Below are 21468 nucleotides of genomic sequence, written 5' to 3'. Positions count from 1 at the left end.
AAACAAAATAAATAACTCATTTTCAGCAATATGTATTTTGAATAAGTAAAAATTAGCAGTTAGTCGTTAGTGATTAGTGGTCAGAACTAACCACTAAATTAAATATTATTCGTATTTTTGTCCCCAAAACTCAAATCTCTCATGGTAAAATCCCTTTTCCTCGCCCTTGCCTTTATAGGCTTTAGTATAAATACCTCTGCGCAATGGCAACAACACATTGACTACCAAATGGATATACAGATGGATGTAAAGACTTTCCAATACAAAGGTAAGCAAATAGCCATCTATGAAAATCATTCACCTGATACGCTGCGTACTGTCTTTTACCACTTGTATCTCAACGCCTTTCAGCCTAATAGCCAAATGGATAAGAATATGCAACAGGTACCCGATATGCCTGCCCGCTTTATGCATAATGTTGGCACAGAGGCTCAGCCTAAGTACGAAAGCAAAATAGCACACCTCAAGGAAAACGAACAAGGTTTTATACGCCTGCAATCCTTAACCCAGAATGGTAAAGAGGCTTCTTATAAGGTGATTGGTACTATCCTACAAGTAAGCCTCCCTGAGCCTATCCTCCCCCATGGAAAGGCTACCCTTGCTATGGACTACACTGCCCAAATCCCCACTATGGGGCTACGCATGGGGCGCAATAACTCCGATGGAGTAGCCCTTTCCCTCTCTCAGTGGTACCCACGTATCTGTGTGTATGACAGCCAAGGTTGGCACCCTTACCAATATATATTTGGTGAGTTCTATGGAGACTGGGCAAACTTTGATGTAAAAATCACCCTTGACAAGAACTATCTCGTAGCAGGTACCGGCACGCTACAAAACCCCGAACAAATAGGCTTTGGTTACCAAAACATCAAAGAAGTAAAGACACACCAAAAGACCCGTACTTGGCACTTCAAGGCTGAGCGAGTAATAGACTTCTCTTGGGCAGCTGATCCAGCCTATCAGCATGATATTGTGAAGACTAAGAGCGGCGTGGAACTACACTTTTTCTACAAGAATTTTCCAGAAAATTGGAAGAAATTACAAGAAATCATGCCAGAGGTCTTGGACTTCTACGAAGCTAAAGTAGGCAAATACCCTTGGAGTCATTACTCCTTTATCCAAGCAGGGCAAGGAGCCATGGAATATGCTATGTGTACTTTTATAGAGGGAGGAAAGGATCCCAAGGCTCTTGTCAAAACCGCTTGCCATGAACTGGCTCATACTTGGTTTCAGCATATCTTTGCCATTGATGAGCAGCAATATCCTTGGTTTGATGAGGGCTTTACCTGCTTCTTACAGCTTTGGGCTGATGCCGAAGTCGTTCAGAAAGACCCAGTGGTCAACTTTTCCGAATTCCGCCGTAAGGCTTTCCTTGACTATATCCAAGACAGGCAAGAGGAAGACCCTTCCATACGTGCCGACTTTTTCGAGCGTACACGCTCCTACTTCAGTACTGCCTATGCCAAAGGGACTATGTTTGCCTCCCATTTGGACTATATTATTGGTCGCAAGGCGATGGAGGCTACCTTCAAGCGTTTTTACAAGGAATACGCTTTCACACACCCTACCCCTGAGAATTTCGTGCGTTGCGCTGAAAAGGAATCGGGCATGCAGCTCTTTTGGTTTCTCAAGGAGTTTATGCATACCAATCACCATATCGGCTACTGTATAGAAAAGGTAGAAAGCAAGGGAGATAAGACCCTTGTTACCCTTAACAAAAAAGGACGTATCCCTATGCCGTTAGATCTTATTGTAATTCCCAACGGACAAAAACCTTTCTCTTTGTACATTCCCACTGATCTGACCTTTGGAGAAAAACCCAATCCATTTATCAATATGGAACGTATTGTCCTACCTGTATGGAACTGGGCTGAAAGCACTTATCAGTTTGAGTTAGATCTCCCCTTTACCCAAGTGAGAAACATCAGTATAGACCCACAGGAGTTTATGGCGGATACCAATACGGAATGCCATAACTACTAATCCAAGATAAAAGGTAAAAGGTAAAAGATAAAAAGTAAAACTATAGTCAAACAGAAAAGATTTTCGAAAAATCAGCATGAGTAGGTGTACGGACAAAGTCCTCGAAAGCTGAGTATGTGAGGGTATTCTCCCTTGAAAAAGAGCAAATTAAGAATCACTTTTATTCTATATTATTTGCATTCTAAATATGATTGACTATAAAAAATTTCTCTTGGGAGTAGAATTGGCGTAATGATACTTTTTACCTTTTACTTTTTACTTTTTTTTATTACCTTTGCCCCCAAAAAAAGAATGACCATCACAGAGATACAAAATACTATTATTGAGGACTTTTCATTTTTAGAAAGCTGGGAAGACCGCTATGAATATATGATTGACCTAGGCAAGAGCCTACCTCTGATAGACCCTCAGTACAAGACTGACAGCTACTTGATCAAGGGTTGCCAAAGCCAAGTATGGTTACATGCTGATAATGAAGGGGATATTATCCATTTCACAGCCGACAGTGATGCTATCATCACCAAGGGGATCATTGCCATTTTGATCAAAGCCCTATCAGGACAGAAAGCGGCTGATATTTTGGCTGCCGATATGAGTTTTATTGACAAAATAGGTCTTAAGGAACACCTTTCTCCTACCCGTGCCAATGGGCTGGTAAGTATGATAGAACAAATGAAACTCTATGCCAAAGCTATAACTTTAAAAAACAATTAAACTATGTCAGAAGAAAAGACACCTATTGATACCGAACTCATTGGCGAGAAAATCGTCGAGGTTCTCCATACCATCTATGACCCTGAAATCCCTGTGGATATATACGAATTGGGGCTTATCTATGATGTGTTTATCAACGAAAATCGCGATGTAAAAATCCTCATGACCCTCACTTCGCCCAATTGTCCCGTGGCAGAGGTACTCCCTCAAGAAGTCTATGAGAAGATAGGAAGCATTGATGAGATTAATGAAGTGGAAGTGGAACTCACCTTTGACCCACCTTGGGGACAGGAGATGATGAGTGAAGAAGCCAAATTGGAACTTGGATTCCTATAAAATCACTGACTATGAGAAAGATAGCTGTTATCCCTGCACGCCTTGAGGCTACCCGCTTTCCTAAGAAACTCTTACAGGACTTAGGGGGGCGCACAGTTATTGAGCAAACTTACCTTGCCACAGTGCGTACTGCCCTCTTTGACGAGGTATGGGTAGCGACTGACAGCACTGAAATTGCTCAAAAAATTAAGGGTATAGATGGAAAAGTATTCTTAAGCCAAATCGCCCACAGTTGTGGAAGCAATCGTATTGCCGAGGCAGTAGAAAACCTTCCTGCCGATATTATTGTAAATGTACAAGGAGACGAACCTTTCATACAAAAGAAAAGTCTTGAGAGTCTGTTGGAAGTCTTTGCCAACGACCCCAAAGAGCAAATTGATTTGGCTTCGCTGATGATGCCCTTGAAAGAATGGGACGATATACAAAATCCTAACAATGTAAAGGTTGTGGTGGATAAGGAGCAATTTGCGCTTTATTTCTCTCGTAGTCCCATCCCTTTCAGAAGGGACGAACAGGTCGCTTACACCTACCACAAGCACATAGGGGTCTATGCTTTCCGCAAAAGTGCTCTTATGGAATTCTATCACTTGGCTCCTACTCCTTTGGAAGAGATAGAGAAACTCGAACAACTGCGTTACTTGGAAAATGGTCGACGTATCAAAATGGTCTTCTCTGAAGTAGAAAATATCGGTATAGATACCCCCGAAGACTTAGAAAGGGCACGATTTTTGTGGAGAGATAGCGCACCCACTTTTTAGCTTTTATTCATTAGTTTAATTTCTAAGAGATGAAACATATTCTTTTGGCCTCTGCCATGCTTCTTTCTGCAGCAAGCATAGCACAAGTACAAAACCGACAAGAGATGATTCGCACCCAGAATTTGCAGAAATCTTGGGTCAAAAATATCCCTTTCCAAACCCTTGAAATTAGCCGTGGGGCGGGAGAGATTATTCAGGTAGAAAGAAACCCTAAGAACCCTTATGAGCTATATGTAGCTTTAGCCGAGTCGGGGGTATGGTATAGCGAGAACAATGGGGCGAGTTTCACTCCTACCTTTGCTGACTTTATGGCACCACAAACTACCGCTATGGCAGTGGACTGGGACAATCGTACCCTATGGGTCGCCAATCATCAAGGCGTGTTTTTCAAAGAATATGCCCAAGACTGGAAGGAGACTTCTCCTGTAGGCAATATCAATGTACGCCAAATTACCCTCATCTCCTCTACCAATGTTTGCTTAAGTGCCATGGGAGAAGGCGGTTCTATCCAAGGGGTACTCTCTACTACCGACAAGGGAAAGAACTGGAATCAAACTTTTGGACAAGTAGGAGTCAATGAGCTTAAGAAAGTACCTTCTGCTCCTGAAACACTCTTCCTCTCTGCTTGGGATTGCTCTTTTAGTCCTTCTAACATTGTTCCTGCGGGCAAGCAGTCAGGCATCTATAAGAGTAATAATGCAGGGGCTACTTGGGAACTCATCACGGGTGCAGGCTCAGGCTTCCCTCAAGGGAACATTGGGAAAATATCCTTGGCCATATTCAGCCCTACTTCTATTTATGCGCTTGTAGATAACCGCGAACGTGCCAAAGATGACCCTTCTGATCTCAATCTACAAAGCCTCTCCAACAAGGATTTCCTTGCCCTTGACGATGAGAGAATTAGCCAATATATCTACAATCATTCGCTAGAGAATAAGTATTCTGTGGAAAACCTCCGCGAAGCAGTACGTTCTGGTGCAGTAAAGGTTTCCGACTTGACCCGCTTTACTGAGGCTCTCCCTGCTGTCATCGGAGCTGAGATCTACTACTCGGCCGATGGCGGAAAGTCTTGGGTGAAGAAGAATAACAAACCTCTGACCAATGTTTTCTATAACAAGGGGTATGAAGTAGGCGCACTTGCTGTGAACCCTAAACAAGAGAACGAATTATACCTCTCTGGAGTACCTTTGCTTCGCTCTAATAATGGTGGAATTACTTGGACACTGCTTAAGGACAACCCTAAGGAACAAAAAGTATATCAACTCTTTGCCGATGAACGCCAACTGATCTTAGTAACTAACCAAGGTATGTTCCAATCCCTTGACCAAGGACGTACTTGGGCTAAACAACAGATGCCACAAACAGCCTCTGCCATTTCCCTATCTATAGGAAAGCCCGAAAATGATACTTTCTATGCTAGTATCCTCAACGAAGGTATCTTCAAGCATACTGCCAATGGTTGGTCTTTCCTAAGTCCAGAAAAAGGATCTCTTGTGGCTTCACCTGATAACAAACTCTTCCTCTCACAACCCTTTGGAAGTATCCTACAACTCAAACAAAGCAAGACCTCTCTCCCTTATGACAAGAAGGTAAAACAGCACTATCCCCTACAAACAGCCTTAGCGCTCTCCCCTCAGAATAACACCATTCTCTATGCGGGTACCAATACCTTGTTCCAGTCGCTCAATGAGGGAAAACAGTGGAATACGATCTCCCCAGATCTCACCAATGGTGACAAGGGAGGAATACTCTCCTATGGTACTATTTCGGCTATATGCGAATCACCTTTCCAGTTTGGCCTACTATATACAGGTAGTGATGATGGTATGATATACACCTCACAGAACGGAGGCGTTTCTTGGCAAATGATATACTCCTCTTTCCCTACACCTAACCGTGTGGCTTGCTTGCTAGCTTCCAAACACGCTCAAGAACGTGTATATGCTATCTTGCAAAATGACAATCATCAGGCCTTATTTTTCCGTAGCAACAATATGGGAAAGAGCTGGGATAACCTCAAGGCTAACTTACCAGAGGAAACTGTCAATGTTGTTGTGGAAGATCCTGCCAATGAGCAAGTGCTCTACTTAGGTACCGAAAATGGCTTGTATGTATCCTTTGACATGGGAGAAAAGTGGCATCCTTTCAAGGAAAACCTACCACGTACTTCCATTAGTGCTATTGCTATCAACCCTCAGACCAATCAGCTATATGTGGGAACTAAGGGACATGGTTTCTTTACAGCCAATGTTACTGCCCTTAGGGAACTACGTGCGGCAGTACAAGCACAATTGTTCTATCCTCTTAAAGAGACTTACTCTATAAAATATTCTCCTAAGTGGGGAAATGCACCTAGCCCTTGGCAATCACCTGAGGAACCTGTGCTATACTTAGAATCCTTTGCCTCCAAAGATAATAGTACGATCAAAATCAGTGTCGTTAAGAACAAAATCACCCTTTCCAAGTTCACTTATCAGACCAAAGTAGGGTTTAACTTTATTCCTTTTGACTTGGTATTCACCGAAGAAGGACGTATTGCCTATGAGAAAAAACTCCTAACTACCTTCAAGAAAGCGGACAATGGAAAGTATTATCTCCCCAAAGGCAACTATCAAATCATCTTTGAGAGCGATGCCTTTGACGAAGAACGTGTCTTGGTGATAGAATAGGATTTTTCCTTTACAAAGTATGTTAAAAATGAGAAAAATCTTTTAGGAATCAAAAAAAAATTGTACCTTAGCTCTGTAAAAATAAAACTAATTTTCCCTTAAAAAATAGTTATGTACAAAGTTTTTTTAGACGACAAAAAGATATTGGTTACCAATACTCTTAAAAAATCATATAAAAGGAAATACCGAATATTCACCCTTGGCAAGATTTCAGTAGAGGATTTTATTCGAAAGATAGACGGGTACAAGTCTGGCAAATTCCTCTTCTATATAGAGAGCCAAGACCCGCTTAAGGAATTTCTCAAGCCCTTTACCCTCATTAGTGCAGGAGGAGGAGTGGTACGCAACCCTAAAGGGCGTATCCTTTTTATCAAGCGAAAGGGAAAATGGGACTTGCCTAAAGGGAAATTAGAAACAGGAGAAGATATCAAGGAATGTGCCCGAAGAGAAGTGGAGGAAGAAACAAGAGTGAAAGACTTACGTGTATTGGGCAAGCGTGTGATTACCTACCACATATATAAGCAAGACCAACGTTGGCTCCTGAAGGAAACCCATTGGTACAATATGTATAGTGATAGTAAGGAGGATTTGCACCCTCAAAAAGAGGAGGATATAGAAGTATGTGCGTGGAAAAAACCTAAAAAACTCAAGAAACTACTGAAAAATTCATTCTCTAGCCTCCAAGAAGTGTTCAGAGGAGAATACTAACTAGTGAATAACGAAAAGTGAAGAGTGAAAAACAACTAACTCTTGAAACCGACAATAAAAACTAAAAACTGACAATTAAAAACTAATAAATATGTATTGGACATTAGAACTTGCCTCTTATCTCAGTGATGCCCCTTGGCCTGCAACTAAGGAAGAGATCATCGATTATGCGCTCCGTACAGGAGCTCCTATGGAAGTGGTGGAGAATCTCGAAGCCCTTGAGGACGAAGGAGAAATATATGAATCCATTGAGGAGATTTGGCCTGATTATCCCACTGAAGAAGATTATCTTTGGAACGAAGATGAATATTAATTTAATAAAGAGATGAAATTCATCTCTTTTTTTATCCAAATGAGCAACATTGATATTATACTAGGTATTCTCCTTTCTATTGGGGTTATACACGGATTTATGAAAGGTTTTATCTGGGAAATAGCCTCCCTATTGTCTATATTTGTAGCACTATGGGGGGCTATACACTTCTCAGCTATGGCAGCTGGTTACCTCAGTGAAGTATTTTCACTCTCTGAGAAAACCAATCAAGTAATTTCTTTCGTCATTGTCTTTCTTTTAGTCTTTGCTATAGTACGAATTGGAGGGAAAATACTCACTAAATTCTTAGAAAGTATCTCCTTGGGACTCCCTAATCGTATTGCAGGGGCTGTATTTGGTATGTTTAAGTGGTCTCTTTTTATAGGCACAAGCCTTATGTACCTTAACCGAGGTGCCCTTGAAATCATTCCTAAGGAAAGTAGCGAACAATCCTTGCTCTATGCCCCTGTTATGGAGATGAATGATTGGATTCGCACCCATATCTTCCAGTACAAAGACCTATTACCTAAGATAGGGACAGAGCCCTCCCCTACTACTCAAAGTTAAGAAAACATTAATTGATTAGTTTTTCCCCTCAAATTACTGTAACTTGCGCTGTTTTTGTACCAACTTATTAAGAATAGTTAAAATGAATTGGAAACCCCTTCTTTTTCTCCTTATCAGCGGTCTCTCTTTGACTGCTTGCCAATGGCTGAGTCCTGCTCAAAAGGATAGTAAGGTGGTAGCCAAAATAGGTGATTATTACTTATATGAGGAGGATATCCAAAAATTGCTCCCTCAAGGACATACCCTAGAAGATAGCCTACGCATCATTACCCCATACATCAATAATTGGGCACTGAAGAAACTCCTTTTCCTCAAGGCTGAAAAGAATATCCCCAACAGCAAAAAAGAAGAATTTGAACAATTGGTAAGCCAGTATCGTACGGACTTATATACTCAGTTCTACTTAGACCTACTATCCAGACAGGTGGATACCCTCATCAGCAAAAAAGAAAAAGAGGAGTTCTACCAGAAGAACAAAGACATCTTTATGCTCAGTGAGGATTTGGTACAGCTCAGATACATACAGCTCTCTCCCAAAGACTTAACTTCCAAACTAACCGCCTCTTTTAGGACTTACGCACCTAAGGATAGGCGATACATTGACTCACTCAGCCCCCACTTTACCTCCTCCTTTCTCAACGATAGTGTTTGGATAAGAGCGGCTGAGGTAAAAGAAAAGATCCCTGCCCTTTCGGCAAGAATTAGCAAGGGTAGCCTACAACAACTCATTGAGCAAAGAGACTCTACTTCTGTGTACCTGCTCAAGGTCAATAAGTACTTGGACAATACAGACTATGCCCCTATGGAGTATGCTTACCCTACCTTGAAACAAATCATCTTGAACAAACGCAAAAATAACTATATCAATAACTTAGAAAAAGAAATTATCAATAATGCTATTCAGAACAAACAATTTGAACTCTATGAACAGAATTAGTATTACCTGCTTATTATTCCTATCTACTTTCTTCTCTATCAATTCTCTATGGGCACAATCCCAAAGAGAAAAGATTGATGGAGTAGCCTCCGTCGTGGGAGATTATCTCATCTTGGAAACAGACATTGATCGTGCTCTGATAGAGCTTCGCTCTCAAAATGTGGATACTAAGGGCATAACCCGTTGCCAACTATTGGGAAAACTCATGGAAGACAAGCTCTATGTAAGCCAAGCCATTCAGGACAGTATCAAGATTTCCGATACTGACATTCGTGATGGGGTAAGCCGCCGTATTGAGTTCTTGGTAGAACAATTGGGAGATATGAAGAAGGTAGTAGAATTCTATCACAAGGATGATGAGCAGTCCCTACGCGATGAGCTTTTTGATATTCTCCGCCAGAACGAACTTAGTTCCCGCATGAAAGCCAAGATTGTAGAGAATATAGAAGTTACTCCAGAGGAAGTAAAACAATTCTTCAACAAAATACCACAGAGCGAACTCCCTACCATAGGTACTGAGCTGGAGATTGCCCAAATCGTTATAGAACCCAAAGCACCACAGAGTGAAGTGGACAAGGTTATAGCACAGCTCAAAGAAATCAAAAAAGACATCGTAGAGAACGGAGCGAGCTTCTCCACCAAGGCGATCCTCTATTCGGCGGATCGTGCTACAGGAGGCAAGGAACTGACTTTCAATAGGCGCTCAAGCTTTGCCAAGGAGTTCAAGGACGTAGCATTCTCCCTACAAGAAGGAGAAATATCCGATCCCTTCAAGACCGATTTCGGTTGGCATATCCTACAAGTGGTCAAGATAAGAGGAAAAGAAGTTTCCGTACGCCATATCCTTATGGTGCCTCAGATTCCCGATGCCTCTTTAGAGGAAGCTAAAAAGAAAATTAACGACATACGCGATAAGATTATCAACAAAGAATTTACCTTTGCCGAAGCAGCAAAGAATTTCTCTGATGAAAAAGAAACCAAAGAAGATGGAGGGCAGCTACTCAACCCTGAAGACTATTCTACCAAGTTTGAGCTTACCCGTATGGAACCTGCACTATACTCTCAAGTCTCTTCCCTTAAGGATGATGAGGTTTCTTTCCCTATTGTGGATGAAGATAGAACTGGAAGAAAGATGTACAAAATATATCGTGTAACCAATCGTATAGGCGAACATACTGCCGATTTTGTCAAGGACTATACCCGCATCCGTGAATTAGCTCTTAAGGAAAAACAACTCGAAGCCGTACAGAAATGGATGAAAGAAGCTATTAAAAAGACTTTCGTTTCGGTAAAAGGATCGTATAGAAACTGTACTTTTTCTAACAATTGGCTCAAAAAGTAATAACTAAGCGGTTTGTAGGACATAAAATATTTTAGATTTTTTATTGTGTATGTCATTTATTTTTTGTAATTTTGACATCATCAATCATAATCACTGATAAAAAATATTCTTATGAAAGTAACCGTAGTAGGTGCCGGTGCAGTCGGCGCAAGTTGTGCAGAGTATATTGCACTAAAGAATTTCGCATCAGAAGTTGTTCTGGTGGACATCAAAGAAGGATTTGCTGAAGGTAAAGCCATGGACCTTATGCAAACAGCTTCCCTTAATGGTTTCGATACTCGCATCAAGGGGGTTACAAACGATTATTCCCAAACTGCTGGAAGCGATGTAGCTGTAATCACCTCTGGTATTCCTCGCAAACCAGGTATGACCCGTGAAGAACTCATTGGTACCAATGCCAATATCGTAAAATCGGTAGTAGAACAATTGGTGAAATACTCTCCTAATGTCATTGTTATTATCGTAAGTAACCCTATGGACACTATGGCTTATTTGGTACACAAAGCTACCAAATTGCCTAAAAATCGCATTATAGGTATGGGAGGCGCATTGGATTCTGCTCGCTTCAGATATCGCTTAGCTGAAGCTCTCAATAGCCCTATCTCCGATGTAGATGGTATGGTTATCGCTGCTCACAGTGACAGTGGTATGTTACCGCTTACTCGCTTGGCTACCTATCGTGGAGTACCTGTAAGCCAATTCCTATCTGAAGAACGCCTTGCTCAAGTATCTGAAGACACTAAGGTGGGAGGGGCTACCCTTACAAAACTTTTAGGCACTTCCGCTTGGTATGCTCCAGGAGCTGCTGTTTCTGCCTTAGTTCAAGCCATTGCTTGCGACCAAAAGAAACTATTCCCTTGCTCTGTACTACTCGAAGGAGAATATGGACAAAAAGATGTCTCTGTAGGGGTACCTGTGATCATCGGTAAAGATGGTGTTGAGAAAATCGTAGAAATAGAACTCAACGAAGCTGAAAAAGCTAAATTCAACGAAAGTACCCAAGCTGTACGCGAAGTAAATAAAGCGTTGGAAGGTATTATCTAAGATAAGCACATTTTATCACATAAAAATGAGGCTGTCCCCACTGGAGGACAGCCTCTTGTCATATTACTTAAAAATCAATTAAGAGCCACAGTTGATAAAGAGTACTGGAGTACCATCTTCTTCATACCCCTCTATATCAAAGCCTTCAAAGAAGATATGATCACCTAAATCTTTGTTGGCCAAAGTGTTGTGTATCAGCCAAAGAAGCTCTAAAGCTCCAAAAGAAGCACCATCACCTGAGAAGAGTTCAGAGACAATGAGCGCTTGGTAAAGACCATTTTCATCAGGCTCCCCTTCCAAAAGATGCTCATTGGCAAGTATTTCAAAATCATGAAGTTCTCTCTTGCTCTTTATCCAAGCCTCATACATAATCTTCACCTTAGGTGTTTTGAATATGGTACCAAAAGGATTGAAGTTGTTTAGGCTATTCTCCATATCGGAATTATAGGCTTTAACCGCTTCCCAGAATATCATGAGCCCAGGGAAGTGTTCTTGGGTAAATGCCCAGTATACTTGATCCAAAAGGCTTGTATTCTGTACGGGAGCATAGTCCTGGCATACATTGGGACGATTTACATCTACCACAGGTGGATAAGGTATATCTTTTTCGGAGAAAAGTTCCAAAAGGGCAGAACTATCATTTTCCAATTTGTACAGCATCTCCTGCTCATATAGGGGTACCATGGTGTAAAAATGCACCTCCTTACCAGTAGGGAGCTTCGCTATGGCATCTTCCCCCTTCTTGTCATCCGTACCGATGAGTAGCATACAGGTGAAGTTGGTTCCCTCCAAAGGTTCCCCAGTAGGAACGGTATGTCCCCAAGCCAAGAAAGTATCTTGTTCTATAGGTAAGCGAGAGAGGATTTTAAGCCAACGCATAGGCCAATAATCTTTTTCTTCCTCACTCTTGATATTCCAATCAGCAGGTAGGTGAATCACCATCTCTGCAAAAGGACTACCTGTGAATCCGTCAGGTATATTCATATGATAAGCTCCCATACCTCCTGTAATTAGCGTGTAGTAATTGCGTTCGGGGGTAGGTTTCACTATATAGATATCGCAGTGAATATCGGGAGAAACCAACTCATGAAATACCTCGTCAAACTCACCAATATTTTCCTTGATATAATCTTCCAAAGCCTCACGCTCCTCCTCCTCGTAATAAGCAGGTTCAAAGTTACGGGACAAGAACTCTATGGTATCCTTCTCTTCCGAGTAGGCCATACGTTCTGTTTCCAGACCTTCTATGGTAGCGGATAACCATTGGAAAAGTCCCGCAAAAACAAAAGACACCTCATAATTCTCCAACTTTTCATCAGGAGTTACTCCGATAAGTTGTCCATAGATACCATCTTCGTCATTATCAAAGTCAAAGCACAAATAGCTATCCTTCTCTCCCTCTATACGTTGGGTCATAAAAGGTACCCACTTACGGCTAAAGAGCTGATTCTTCACCTCTCCCTCATCTACAAACTCATCTTCGGGTATCTGCTTATTTGCCCAATCTCTTCCGAAGTGATTTTCTAAGAAAGAGACAATGTTCTTTTGGGCTTCCTCTATTTCTTCAAGATTAAGAAAGCGCTGACCTACCCCAAAGAAAGGTCTGTTATCTTGTTGTCCGCTAAAGGTTCTATGCAGCTGCTTGAACTCCTCAGGCAGATCAAAGCCGAAGCGATCCTCAAAGCGTTCTATTTGCTCCTCTGTAGCGGGAGTACCCAAGCGTAATGCCATTGAGGGGGCGTATTCCTTAAGGGTATCTACAAAATCCTCCAAGATATATTCCACCTCGCCACGGCCACCTTTGACCGCTTCACGTAGAGAGATACCTTTCTTATCCGCCAAGGCTATATAGTGTAACAATTCTTGAGTACCAGAAAGAGAAGTAGCACGTTCCAAGTATTTTCTGGCATTATCCATATCATTGAGATAGAAATAAGAATACCCTATACGGTAATTCCAACTCTCTGTATCTCCTATTTCTTCTTCTAAATACTTGAACACCTCTACCGCACGGCGTAAATATTTTTCATTTTCCTCGGAAGGATCTAACCAATACAAATTATTATAGGCACGTCCTAACTCACTAAGTACCTCGGTAGTTTTGCTCTCATGAGGTAATTTCTCTATGAAATCAACGATTGCCTGAATATGGTCATCTTCGTTCCACTTATCAATTTTTTTTAGGATTTGTTGCTCTGTCATAATTTCTATTTATTTATTAGTGAAGTAGTTAAGAAAAGTGTAGACAAAAAAAAAGTGGCAAGCTACCTACATCGCACCGCTACAACCTTATACCTTTGCTGCGTTCCCACCCTGGAGGATTCTAAGGGAGCTGGTCGTGTAGGACTTGCCGAGTGCAAAGGTACAAAAAAAATTATAACTTCCAACTGCTATCACGAATTTTTTTCGTACTTTTACACAAAATTTTTCACCCCTTGCTCCTCCTTCTAGAAATGGATTAGCAAAATACTGAAATACAGCAACTTATTTAATTTTTACCCTATGACAACCAACCAAACATTCACCATGATTAAGCCCAATGCCGTAGAGAAGGGGCATACAGGAGCTATTATTGACCAAATTATTAAGGGAGGCTATCGCATTTTAGCCCTCAAATATGTTTGGCTAAGCCAAAGAGAAGCTGAAAAATTCTATGAGATTCACAAGGAGCGCCCTTTCTTTGGGGAGTTAGTGGGTTTTATGTCCCGCAGCCCCATAGTAGCTATTGCTTTGGAAAAGGACAATGCTGTGGAAGCCTTTCGTGAATTCATTGGAGCTACCGATCCTGCCAAGGCCGCTGCAGGTACCATTCGTGCCAAATATGGGGAAAGTGTAGGAGAAAATGCCATTCATGGCTCCGACTCCAACGAAAATGCCCAAAGAGAAATAGGATTCTTCTTCTCAGAAAGAGAGATATACAAGTAACTAATGACTAGTGACTAAATGATAAGTGAAAAGTGAAGAGTGGGTAACTGTTGTTACTATTCACTCTTCACTTTTCGTTATTCACTTAATTCTCTTCTCGTTATTCTTTTGGTTTAATCAGAAACAGATACACAGGGAAGTGGTCGGAGTAGCCACCCGTATAGCTACCATTGGCATAGCTACGGAAAGGATAGCCTGCAAACCGTCCTGAAGGATTGGCAAGCTCTGGGCTATTGAATACACCTGCTTTCCAATATTTGTACCCTTCTACCTCCTTGCCTATATAGCCATAGGTAAGTACAAATTCGTCAAAAAGGCTCCAACTATCACGGTAAGCTAAGGTACCTACCCCTTTCTTGAAGAGACGTTCCATAGGATTGTATAGCTCGCCTTGGCTTACTTTTTCTTTATCTGCCTTGGTCTTGAGTACTTTCTTAAAGCCTGAATTTGTAGGATCATCATTGAAGTCACCCATGCTGATGACCTTTGCCTTGGGATTGATAGCGGTCAAGGAATCAAAGATGTGTTTGTTCAGTGCTGCTGCTGCTTCCCTAAAAGGACGAGAAGCGGCCTCTCCTCCTGAGCGTGAAGGCCAGTGATTGATGATAAAATGTAGCTCCTCCCCTTCCATCTCTCCTGAGATAAGAATCTGATCACGGGTATAACGAGGCTTGCCCGAAGGGTCTTTGATATCCAAAAAGTGCTTGGAGGTATGAGTAGGGGTGAATACGTCTTTCTTATACATAAAAGCCACATCTATCCCACGAGCATCGGGCGAATCATAATGTACGATACCGTAATTGTAATCCTTAAGGGCTTCACTATGGGCTAAATCCTCCACCACACTGCGATTCTCTACTTCCGAAAGCCCCACAAAATCAGGTGCCGTACCCGTAACATCCCGCCCTATCTTAGCGATAGTGGAAGCTATCTTATGAATATGATCAAAGTAGTTAGCACTTGTCCAGTGGTCTTTACCCTCAGGAGTACGTTCGTCATCAAACTTCTTCGGGTCATTGATGGTATCGAACAAATTCTCCACATTGTAGAAAGCCACTGTGCGTACCTTATACTGCTTGGTTTGTGCCTGCATAGATAAACTCATAAATATCAATGAGATAGAAAATAATAAATAGATTTTTTTCATGTAAATTACTTTTATACAAAGATACGTTTTTTTCTTGAGATGAAACACTTTTATTTTTAAAAGAAATAAATTCACCAATGTATCCTTTTTCTTTACAGCATTTAGAGTGCTTTATAGGCTTTAAAAACCATCGCTGGTGTGAGCTTGCCCCTCGCACCTATAAGGATGGAGCCTGTAGCTCCCATAAAAACCAAAGGCGCTACTTAGTAGTAGGCACGAGCTATAAAAGACACACCAACAGGGAGTCTTACATTCCTAAGTGATTGATATAGTAATTTGTACTTTGGGCTATACATTGTTTTTTACAAAATACTTTTGCCATACTGCTGGTATTGTTCCTCATTCCCAATGCTTTTTCACATATTGCTTATCGTCAGTCTCTTCTAGGTTTTTCATTACCTCTGAAATTCTCCAACCAAAATCCTATCTCCACTCCCAGAGGAAGCTCCGCGAAAGAGAATCCCCTCAAAGATAATGTATTTGTCCTCAAAGAAACCTACATTCTTATTGAAAACTAACAAACCAGCCATTGGAATATGGTGTGTTTTCCAAGTTTTCCCTTTGTCAAAAGAAAAACGCAAGGTATTTCCCCGACTATGAAGGTTTGTATAATCACAAATAAAGTCCTTATAATAATAGTATTTTTCACGATTCTCTTTGGTTATCTTACGGACAAAGTTTTCCTTGAGATCGTAAATGGTTATTATTTCTTTTTCTTCGTCATTTTCATTTTCTACTTTTTGCAAAGAAAGAGGAGTATTATAGTTTGAATAATCTTCTGTAAGGAAATAATCATACTTATGCTTGAGTTGTTTAAAGAGCTTATCTTCTCCAGTAATTACATTATAGGTGCGGAGTTCTAATATCCTATCATAATATAAGATATCTCCATTCTGATGAATAGGGTAATACGGATAATTAGTAAATTTCTCAGGTATTTCATATGATTTTATAGAATCCTGAGTTAATACATCTACCAAAAAACGTATTTCATTCCTTTTGCATTTTAAAAAGCGACCATCAAAATTATCATAGTAGATTTTATTTCTTCTATCATACTTGTCTATTTCCTTTATCTTAAGAGTTTTATGGTTAAAGAGGTATACATATTCATATTTATAATCAGAGGTATAAATGATGCTATTATCCTTCGTATAGGCTACAGCATCATATACATCCTCTCCTTCAAGAATGAGTTCTTTGTAGGATTGTCCTCTATCCGTCGAGATATAAAGTACGGCTTGTTTTTCTGTAGCAGTGGGATCAAATTCAGGTGTATCCTTCTGTGCTCCTAAGACAATAATATTTTCGGTAGGTGAAAATACCACACTTAATTGTTTGTCTGAGCCAGGATTGAAACCATTGTTTCTTTTTTTGTACAAATCTATAAAGTCATATTGGGCTGTCCATTTCATGTTATTATCAGGGATTAAGGTGGTACAACCCATAACTAAAATGAGCAAAATCGCCAATTGTAGGCCTATTAAAAGTCTATTTTTCATTATTTTCATAAGAAATACTTTTTATTTTTTAACCCTATCTCAGGAACTCTCCAACCATAATCCTACCTCCACTCCCAGAGGAAGCTCCGCGAAAGAGAATCCCCTCAAAGATAATGTATTTGTCCTCAAAGAAACCTACATTCTTATTGAAAACTAACAAACCAGCCATTGGAATATGGTGTGTTTTCCAAGTTTTCCCTTTGTCAAAAGAAAAACGCAAGGTATTTCCCCGACTATGAAGGTTTGTATAATCACAAATAAAGTCCTTATAATAATAGTATTTTTCACGATTCTCTTTGGTTATCTTACGGACAAAGTTTTCCTTGAGATCGTAAATGGTTATTATTTCTTTTTCTTCGTCATTTTCATTTTCTACTTTTTGCAAAGAAAGAGGAGTATTATAGTTTGAATAATCTTCTGTAAGGAAATAATCATACTTATGCTTGAGTTGTTTAAAGAGCTTATCTTCTCCAGTAATTACATTATAGGTGCGGAGTTCTAATATCCTATCATAATATAAGATATCTCCATTCTGATGAATAGGGTAATACGGATAATTAGTAAATTTCTCAGGTATTTCATATGATTTTATAGAATCCTGAGTTAATACATCTACCAAAAAACGTATTTCATTCCTTTTGCATTTTAAAAAGCGACCATCAAAATTATCATAGTAGATTTTATTTCTTCTATCATACTTGTCTATTTCCTTTATCTTAAGAGTTTTATGGTTAAAGAGGTATACATATTCATATTTATAATCAGAGGTATAAATGATGCTATTATCCTTCGTATAGGCTACAGCATCATATACATCCTCTCCTTCAAGAATGAGTTCTTTGTAGGATTGTCCTCTATCCGTCGAGATATAAAGTACGGCTTGTTTTTCTGTAGCAGTGGGATCAAATTCAGGTGTATCCTTCTGTGCTCCTAAGACAATAATATTTTCGGTAGGTGAAAATACCACACTTAATTGTTTGTCTGAGCCAGGATTGAAACCATTGTTTCTTTTTTTGTACAAATCTATAAAGTCATATTGGGCTGTCCATTTCATGTTATTATCAGGGATTAAGGTGGTACAACCCATAACTAAAATGAGCAAAATCGCCAATTGTAGGCCTATTAAAAGTCTATTTTTTGTTGTTTTCATAAGATACATATTTTATTTATGGCATCACTTCTGAAATTCCCCCTACTATATAACTCTCTGAATTTCAAACGAATGAATATCCCATAATGTTGTATTTAATTAGTCAAAAGGAGCTCTATTTTGGTTAATTTCTGCTATACTAATATTCTTAGGCTCTATGATAAGATCCTTCCCATTGCTCCCTATTAAGCGAGTTGTTACATGAGTGTTATTTCGATTCAGACGAAAGTAAAGTTGCGCTGTTACCTCCTCAGGATGTTCTCCGAAAACCTTTTTATAAGTCTCACCACTCTGTTCCCAATCAAAGGTAATAGTAGCAGCATATTTAATTCCATCAAAAGCTTTATAATTTATACTTATTTCCTTATACAACGGAAGTTTCCCTATAGGTTCTTGACATACTTTAGGTTTAAGAATAGTTTCTCTTTCAGTAGTAGGTTCTAAATCGGTATAAAAAATAGTATTGGCTTCCCCATTCCAATATTGAAAGAAAACATCTCCCATTTTTCCGTCAGGGATTTCAAAAGTAGGGTACCATCGGTATTGGGTCTCAGCATAGCGATCCCATAGGTTATAGGGAATAGGTTTTCCTTCATTGGCTTTCTGCACCTCCAAAGGAACTATATTGGGTGCTGTAGCAAGGCTCTTTCTATATTCCTTATCAAAAATAAGTAGCTCGTGGCTATCCATATCAGAAGTTTCTGTTAGATAGATCTGAGAGGCTTGGAAGCGTCCTACCTCTGTAATAGGGGAATAGCCTTTTCCTACCCATACCACAACAGTGCCTCCAGGAGCTAAACCCACTACCAAACCATCATAGGTAGTATGGCGTAGTTCCCCATAGCGAATGCGCTGCTCAAAGCCCTCTTTGAACAGTTTTTCTATCTTTTCATAGTCAAGGGAAGCTTGTAGGTTATAAAAGCAATTCTCTATAAAAGAAAACCATACAATATCTATATCCTTAGGGAGTTCCTTGGGGTCATTTCCTTCATTGACATAAGCACTTCCCCAATCAGGTTCTTCGGTTGAGCACCATAAATCACTCGTTATATATTGTGGGCCAACCCTTCCTGCATATACATGGATAGGATAGCCAATAGGGGCATTCACAGAGATTCCCCATTCATATTCGGGTTCGTTCATATCCTTATTATTGCTGTTATGGTTTTGACAGCTAGCGAGCTGCAGGGGTAAAAATAAGAATAACCATATTTTCCTTACAAATGTCTGTGCCATAGTTCTGTTACTTTTTATTCAAGAGGAGTGCTTTTATAATTTCTTCATCAGGAACTTCTTCCGCATCAAATCTTTCTCCGTGTCCTCCATAAATTAACTCCCCTCCATCAATTAATTTATCAATTACAATTTCTTTAGTTCCGTCTTTAATAACTATAAATCGTTTTTTATTATTTTCCTTTTCCTCCTTTGGAAAAAATGATAGTATGTAAGCCTTAGGACAATCGGGATGCTCCTTATAAATCACACGTTTAAAATCAAGATTAGAAGGGTTAGTAGGTACTTTGTATTCTAAATCTACATTGAATTTTTCTCTACATAAAGCTATTATTTCTTTCAAAGGGGTAGAAAAATCAGCTTCATAATCTATGATACTTTCTACCTTACCCTCTTTTGTATAGGTAATTTCCTTGCCAATAGAGGTATCTCCTAACTCTGTTTTCTTGGTATATATGGTACCTGTATCTAAATAGTACCCACGATATACTTGATATCTGTTATAAGAGTTAAACCAATACAAACCTGCATATTGATCACCTTTCCCAAATCTGTATACGTTTCCTTTTCCATCAGGATACTGCATTACATAATGCCTTCTCTTTCTTTTCCCTTCTGCTATAATCGTATCTACAAGAGTCTCTATTTCATCCAGACAAAGGAAAGCGTCTCCCTTATACTCTCCGTTTTGATCAAATATACCCTTTTCTGTGGGGTGAGTAGTATTCTTCTGTGCTGAACAAGAGAACGAGACCAGCAAAGTTATCCCTAAAATAATGAAGGCTAAGAAAGATTTATGACATATATGGCACATGCTTGAATCCTATTTTTGCCGACAAATATACAAAATAATTCGTATATTTGCCCTTTATTTTTCTCTTTATTATGGCAGACGATCAAAAGATTATCTTTTCCATGAATAAGGTTAGTAAGACCTATTCATCTACCAACAAACAGGTGCTTAAGGACATCTATCTGAGTTTCTTCTACGGGGCTAAGATTGGTATTCTGGGGCTCAATGGGGCGGGTAAGTCGTCCCTACTGAAGATTATCGCTGGGATAGACAAGAACTATCAGGGCGAAGTGGTTTTTGCCCCTGGCTATACAGTGGGTTACCTAGAGCAAGAACCTAAATTAGACGAGGAAAAAACGGTTATTGAGGTCGTTCGCGAGGGGGTAGCCGAGACGGTGAAGCTCTTGGAGGAGTTCAACCATATCAATGACCTCTTTGGCCTAGAGGAGAACTACTCCAATCCCGACAAAATGCAAAAGCTCATGGACAAGCAGGCGGAGTTACAAGACAAAATAGATGCGCTGAACGCTTGGGAGCTTGACAATCAGCTAGAAGTAGCCATGGATGCCCTCCGTACTCCTGATCCTGATACCCCTATCAAGGTACTCTCCGGAGGGGAACGCCGCCGTGTAGCCCTCTGCCGCCTCCTATTACAACAGCCCGATGTACTACTCTTGGATGAGCCTACCAACCACCTTGATGCCGAATCGGTGCTATGGCTCGAGCAGCACCTACAACAGTATGCAGGTACGGTGATCGCTGTCACCCACGACCGTTATTTCTTGGACAATGTAGCGGGCTGGATCTTAGAGCTTGACCGTGGCGAGGGAATCCCATGGAAGGGCAACTACTCCTCTTGGCTAGATCAAAAGGCCAAACGCCTTGCTCAAGAGCAAAAAGCGGAAACTAAGCGCCAGAAGGTGCTCGAACGTGAGCTTGAGTGGGTACGACAAGGAGCTAAAGGGCGCCAAGCCAAACAGAAAGCGCGCTTGCAGAACTATGACCGCCTACTGAGTGAAGACCAAAAACAATTGGAGGAAAAGCTCGAAATCTATATCCCCAATGGGCCTCGCTTGGGTACCAATGTCATTGAAGCACGCCATGTAAGCAAGGCTTTCGGAGATAAGCTCCTATATGACGATCTTAACTTTGTACTCCCTCAAGCGGGTATCGTGGGGGTGATAGGTCCCAATGGTGCCGGAAAATCCACCATCTTCCGTATGATTATGGGGGAAGAAAAGCCCAATAGTGGAGAGTTCCTCATAGGGGATACAGTGAAAATCGCCTATGTAGATCAGACCCATAAGAATATAGACCCCGAAAAGAGCATTTGGGAAAACTTCTCCG

The 21468-nt window shown here is 40.4% G+C and carries 20 protein-coding genes and 1 other RNA gene; 14 read left to right on the top strand and 7 right to left on the bottom strand.

What is annotated here, in order from left to right:
- Positions 1-141 precede the first annotated feature (141 nt).
- The 11 genes from Q0625_RS10665 (at position 142) to mdh (ending at position 11371) form a co-directional block, all read left to right on the top strand.
- The gene (locus Q0625_RS10665; protein ID WP_298826920.1) at positions 142-1983 is read left to right on the top strand and encodes a M1 family metallopeptidase; all 1842 of its coding nucleotides are present in this window, start codon (positions 142-144) and stop codon (positions 1981-1983) included.
- Between the two features lie 291 nt (positions 1984-2274).
- A complete protein-coding gene (locus Q0625_RS10660; protein WP_298826917.1) occupies positions 2275-2697 on the top strand; it encodes a SufE family protein in 423 nt (140 codons plus the stop codon).
- A 3-nt stretch (positions 2698-2700) separates the two neighbouring features.
- Positions 2701-3033 carry an iron-sulfur cluster assembly protein gene (locus Q0625_RS10655; RefSeq protein WP_298826915.1) on the top strand — a complete coding sequence of 111 codons (333 nt, stop codon included), beginning with the start codon at positions 2701-2703 and terminating at the stop codon, positions 3031-3033.
- 11 nt (positions 3034-3044) lie between these two features.
- Positions 3045-3791, top strand: coding sequence for a 3-deoxy-manno-octulosonate cytidylyltransferase (kdsB, locus tag Q0625_RS10650; protein WP_298826913.1), 747 nt, complete (start codon positions 3045-3047; stop codon positions 3789-3791).
- Positions 3792-3820: 29 nt separating this feature from the next.
- Entirely contained in the window at positions 3821-6460 is a 2640-nt protein-coding gene (locus tag Q0625_RS10645; RefSeq protein ID WP_298826911.1) for a hypothetical protein, read from the top strand.
- A gap of 111 nt (positions 6461-6571) precedes the next feature.
- Complete coding sequence (locus Q0625_RS10640; protein ID WP_298826908.1) at positions 6572-7168, top strand: NUDIX domain-containing protein; 597 nt, start codon at positions 6572-6574, stop codon at positions 7166-7168.
- A gap of 91 nt (positions 7169-7259) precedes the next feature.
- Positions 7260-7481 carry a DUF2795 domain-containing protein gene (locus tag Q0625_RS10635; RefSeq protein ID WP_002666276.1) on the top strand — a complete coding sequence of 74 codons (222 nt, stop codon included), beginning with the start codon at positions 7260-7262 and terminating at the stop codon, positions 7479-7481.
- A 12-nt stretch (positions 7482-7493) separates the two neighbouring features.
- Positions 7494-8048, top strand: a complete 555-nt coding sequence (locus Q0625_RS10630) for a CvpA family protein (RefSeq protein WP_298826905.1) — start codon at positions 7494-7496, stop codon at positions 8046-8048.
- A gap of 82 nt (positions 8049-8130) precedes the next feature.
- Entirely contained in the window at positions 8131-8985 is an 855-nt protein-coding gene (locus Q0625_RS10625; RefSeq protein WP_298826902.1) for a hypothetical protein, read from the top strand.
- A complete protein-coding gene (locus Q0625_RS10620) occupies positions 8972-10327 on the top strand; it encodes a peptidylprolyl isomerase (protein WP_298826900.1) in 1356 nt (451 codons plus the stop codon). The genes Q0625_RS10625 and Q0625_RS10620 overlap by 14 nt, the downstream gene beginning before the upstream one ends.
- A 111-nt stretch (positions 10328-10438) precedes the next feature.
- On the top strand, positions 10439-11371 hold the full coding sequence (gene mdh / locus Q0625_RS10615) for a malate dehydrogenase (protein ID WP_298826898.1): 933 nt from the start codon (positions 10439-10441) through the stop codon (positions 11369-11371).
- Between the two features lie 78 nt (positions 11372-11449).
- On the opposite strand, the gene Q0625_RS10610 is transcribed toward mdh, so the two are convergent.
- Both Q0625_RS10610 and ffs read right to left on the bottom strand, forming a co-directional pair.
- The gene (locus Q0625_RS10610) at positions 11450-13573 is read right to left on the bottom strand and encodes a suppressor of fused domain protein (protein ID WP_298826896.1); all 2124 of its coding nucleotides are present in this window, start codon (positions 13571-13573) and stop codon (positions 11450-11452) included.
- Positions 13574-13625: 52 nt separating this feature from the next.
- Positions 13626-13724: signal recognition particle sRNA small type (gene ffs / locus Q0625_RS10605), an RNA gene on the bottom strand.
- 149 nt (positions 13725-13873) lie between these two features.
- Between ffs and ndk the strand changes: the two genes are divergently transcribed.
- The gene (gene ndk / locus Q0625_RS10600) at positions 13874-14296 is read left to right on the top strand and encodes a nucleoside-diphosphate kinase (protein WP_298826893.1); all 423 of its coding nucleotides are present in this window, start codon (positions 13874-13876) and stop codon (positions 14294-14296) included.
- 100 nt (positions 14297-14396) lie between these two features.
- Here the strand turns inward: ndk and Q0625_RS10595 are convergent, their stop codons facing one another.
- The gene (locus Q0625_RS10595) at positions 14397-15443 is read right to left on the bottom strand and encodes an endonuclease/exonuclease/phosphatase family protein (protein ID WP_298826890.1); all 1047 of its coding nucleotides are present in this window, start codon (positions 15441-15443) and stop codon (positions 14397-14399) included.
- Positions 15444-15520: 77 nt separating this feature from the next.
- Here Q0625_RS10595 and Q0625_RS10590 point away from each other — a divergent pair, with 77 nt between their 5' ends.
- Entirely contained in the window at positions 15521-15706 is a 186-nt protein-coding gene (locus Q0625_RS10590) for a hypothetical protein (protein ID WP_298826887.1), read from the top strand.
- A gap of 132 nt (positions 15707-15838) precedes the next feature.
- Here Q0625_RS10590 and Q0625_RS10585 read toward each other — a convergent pair whose 3' ends face one another.
- From Q0625_RS10585 to Q0625_RS10570, 4 genes are all read right to left on the bottom strand, one after another.
- Entirely contained in the window at positions 15839-16954 is a 1116-nt protein-coding gene (locus tag Q0625_RS10585) for a hypothetical protein (RefSeq protein WP_298826884.1), read from the bottom strand.
- Positions 16955-16979: 25 nt separating this feature from the next.
- The gene (locus tag Q0625_RS10580; RefSeq protein WP_298826881.1) at positions 16980-18095 is read right to left on the bottom strand and encodes a hypothetical protein; all 1116 of its coding nucleotides are present in this window, start codon (positions 18093-18095) and stop codon (positions 16980-16982) included.
- Positions 18096-18194: 99 nt separating this feature from the next.
- Positions 18195-19331, bottom strand: a complete 1137-nt coding sequence (locus Q0625_RS10575; protein WP_298826878.1) for a DUF2931 family protein — start codon at positions 19329-19331, stop codon at positions 18195-18197.
- Positions 19332-19338: 7 nt separating this feature from the next.
- Positions 19339-20142: a hypothetical protein gene (locus Q0625_RS10570; RefSeq protein WP_298826875.1), complete on the bottom strand. Its 804-nt coding sequence runs from the start codon at positions 20140-20142 to the stop codon at positions 19339-19341.
- Positions 20143-20213: 71 nt separating this feature from the next.
- On the opposite strand from Q0625_RS10570, the gene ettA reads away from it, so the two are divergent.
- The coding region (gene ettA, locus Q0625_RS10565) for an energy-dependent translational throttle protein EttA (RefSeq protein WP_298826872.1) at positions 20214-21468 on the top strand (1255 nt) is incomplete at its 3' end.

The organism is uncultured Capnocytophaga sp. (assembly GCF_938029845.1).
In the GTDB taxonomy this organism is placed as follows: Bacteria; Bacteroidota; Bacteroidia; order Flavobacteriales; family Flavobacteriaceae; genus Capnocytophaga.
Note: the sequence above shows the minus strand (reverse complement) of the source record. Positions and strands in the feature narration are given on the sequence as shown.

What these genes read in the sequence shown, in the direction of transcription:
- Q0625_RS10665 (WP_298826920.1), top strand. Translation starts at nt 142, where the DNA reads ATGGTAAAATCCCTTTTCCTCGCCCTTGCCTTTATAGGCTTTAGTATA.
- Q0625_RS10660 (WP_298826917.1), top strand. Translation starts at nt 2,275, where the DNA reads ATGACCATCACAGAGATACAAAATACTATTATTGAGGACTTTTCATTT.
- Q0625_RS10655 (WP_298826915.1), top strand. Translation starts at nt 2,701, where the DNA reads ATGTCAGAAGAAAAGACACCTATTGATACCGAACTCATTGGCGAGAAA.
- kdsB (WP_298826913.1), top strand. Translation starts at nt 3,045, where the DNA reads ATGAGAAAGATAGCTGTTATCCCTGCACGCCTTGAGGCTACCCGCTTT.
- Q0625_RS10645 (WP_298826911.1), top strand. Translation starts at nt 3,821, where the DNA reads ATGAAACATATTCTTTTGGCCTCTGCCATGCTTCTTTCTGCAGCAAGC.
- Q0625_RS10640 (WP_298826908.1), top strand. Translation starts at nt 6,572, where the DNA reads ATGTACAAAGTTTTTTTAGACGACAAAAAGATATTGGTTACCAATACT.
- Q0625_RS10635 (WP_002666276.1), top strand. Translation starts at nt 7,260, where the DNA reads ATGTATTGGACATTAGAACTTGCCTCTTATCTCAGTGATGCCCCTTGG.
- Q0625_RS10630 (WP_298826905.1), top strand. Translation starts at nt 7,494, where the DNA reads ATGAAATTCATCTCTTTTTTTATCCAAATGAGCAACATTGATATTATA.
- Q0625_RS10625 (WP_298826902.1), top strand. Translation starts at nt 8,131, where the DNA reads ATGAATTGGAAACCCCTTCTTTTTCTCCTTATCAGCGGTCTCTCTTTG.
- Q0625_RS10620 (WP_298826900.1), top strand. Translation starts at nt 8,972, where the DNA reads ATGAACAGAATTAGTATTACCTGCTTATTATTCCTATCTACTTTCTTC.
- mdh (WP_298826898.1), top strand. Translation starts at nt 10,439, where the DNA reads ATGAAAGTAACCGTAGTAGGTGCCGGTGCAGTCGGCGCAAGTTGTGCA.
- Q0625_RS10610 (WP_298826896.1), bottom strand. Translation starts at nt 13,573, where the DNA reads ATGACAGAGCAACAAATCCTAAAAAAAATTGATAAGTGGAACGAAGAT.
- ndk (WP_298826893.1), top strand. Translation starts at nt 13,874, where the DNA reads ATGACAACCAACCAAACATTCACCATGATTAAGCCCAATGCCGTAGAG.
- Q0625_RS10595 (WP_298826890.1), bottom strand. Translation starts at nt 15,443, where the DNA reads ATGAAAAAAATCTATTTATTATTTTCTATCTCATTGATATTTATGAGT.
- Q0625_RS10590 (WP_298826887.1), top strand. Translation starts at nt 15,521, where the DNA reads ATGTATCCTTTTTCTTTACAGCATTTAGAGTGCTTTATAGGCTTTAAA.
- Q0625_RS10585 (WP_298826884.1), bottom strand. Translation starts at nt 16,954, where the DNA reads ATGAAAATAATGAAAAATAGACTTTTAATAGGCCTACAATTGGCGATT.
- Q0625_RS10580 (WP_298826881.1), bottom strand. Translation starts at nt 18,095, where the DNA reads ATGAAAACAACAAAAAATAGACTTTTAATAGGCCTACAATTGGCGATT.
- Q0625_RS10575 (WP_298826878.1), bottom strand. Translation starts at nt 19,331, where the DNA reads ATGGCACAGACATTTGTAAGGAAAATATGGTTATTCTTATTTTTACCC.
- Q0625_RS10570 (WP_298826875.1), bottom strand. Translation starts at nt 20,142, where the DNA reads ATGTGCCATATATGTCATAAATCTTTCTTAGCCTTCATTATTTTAGGG.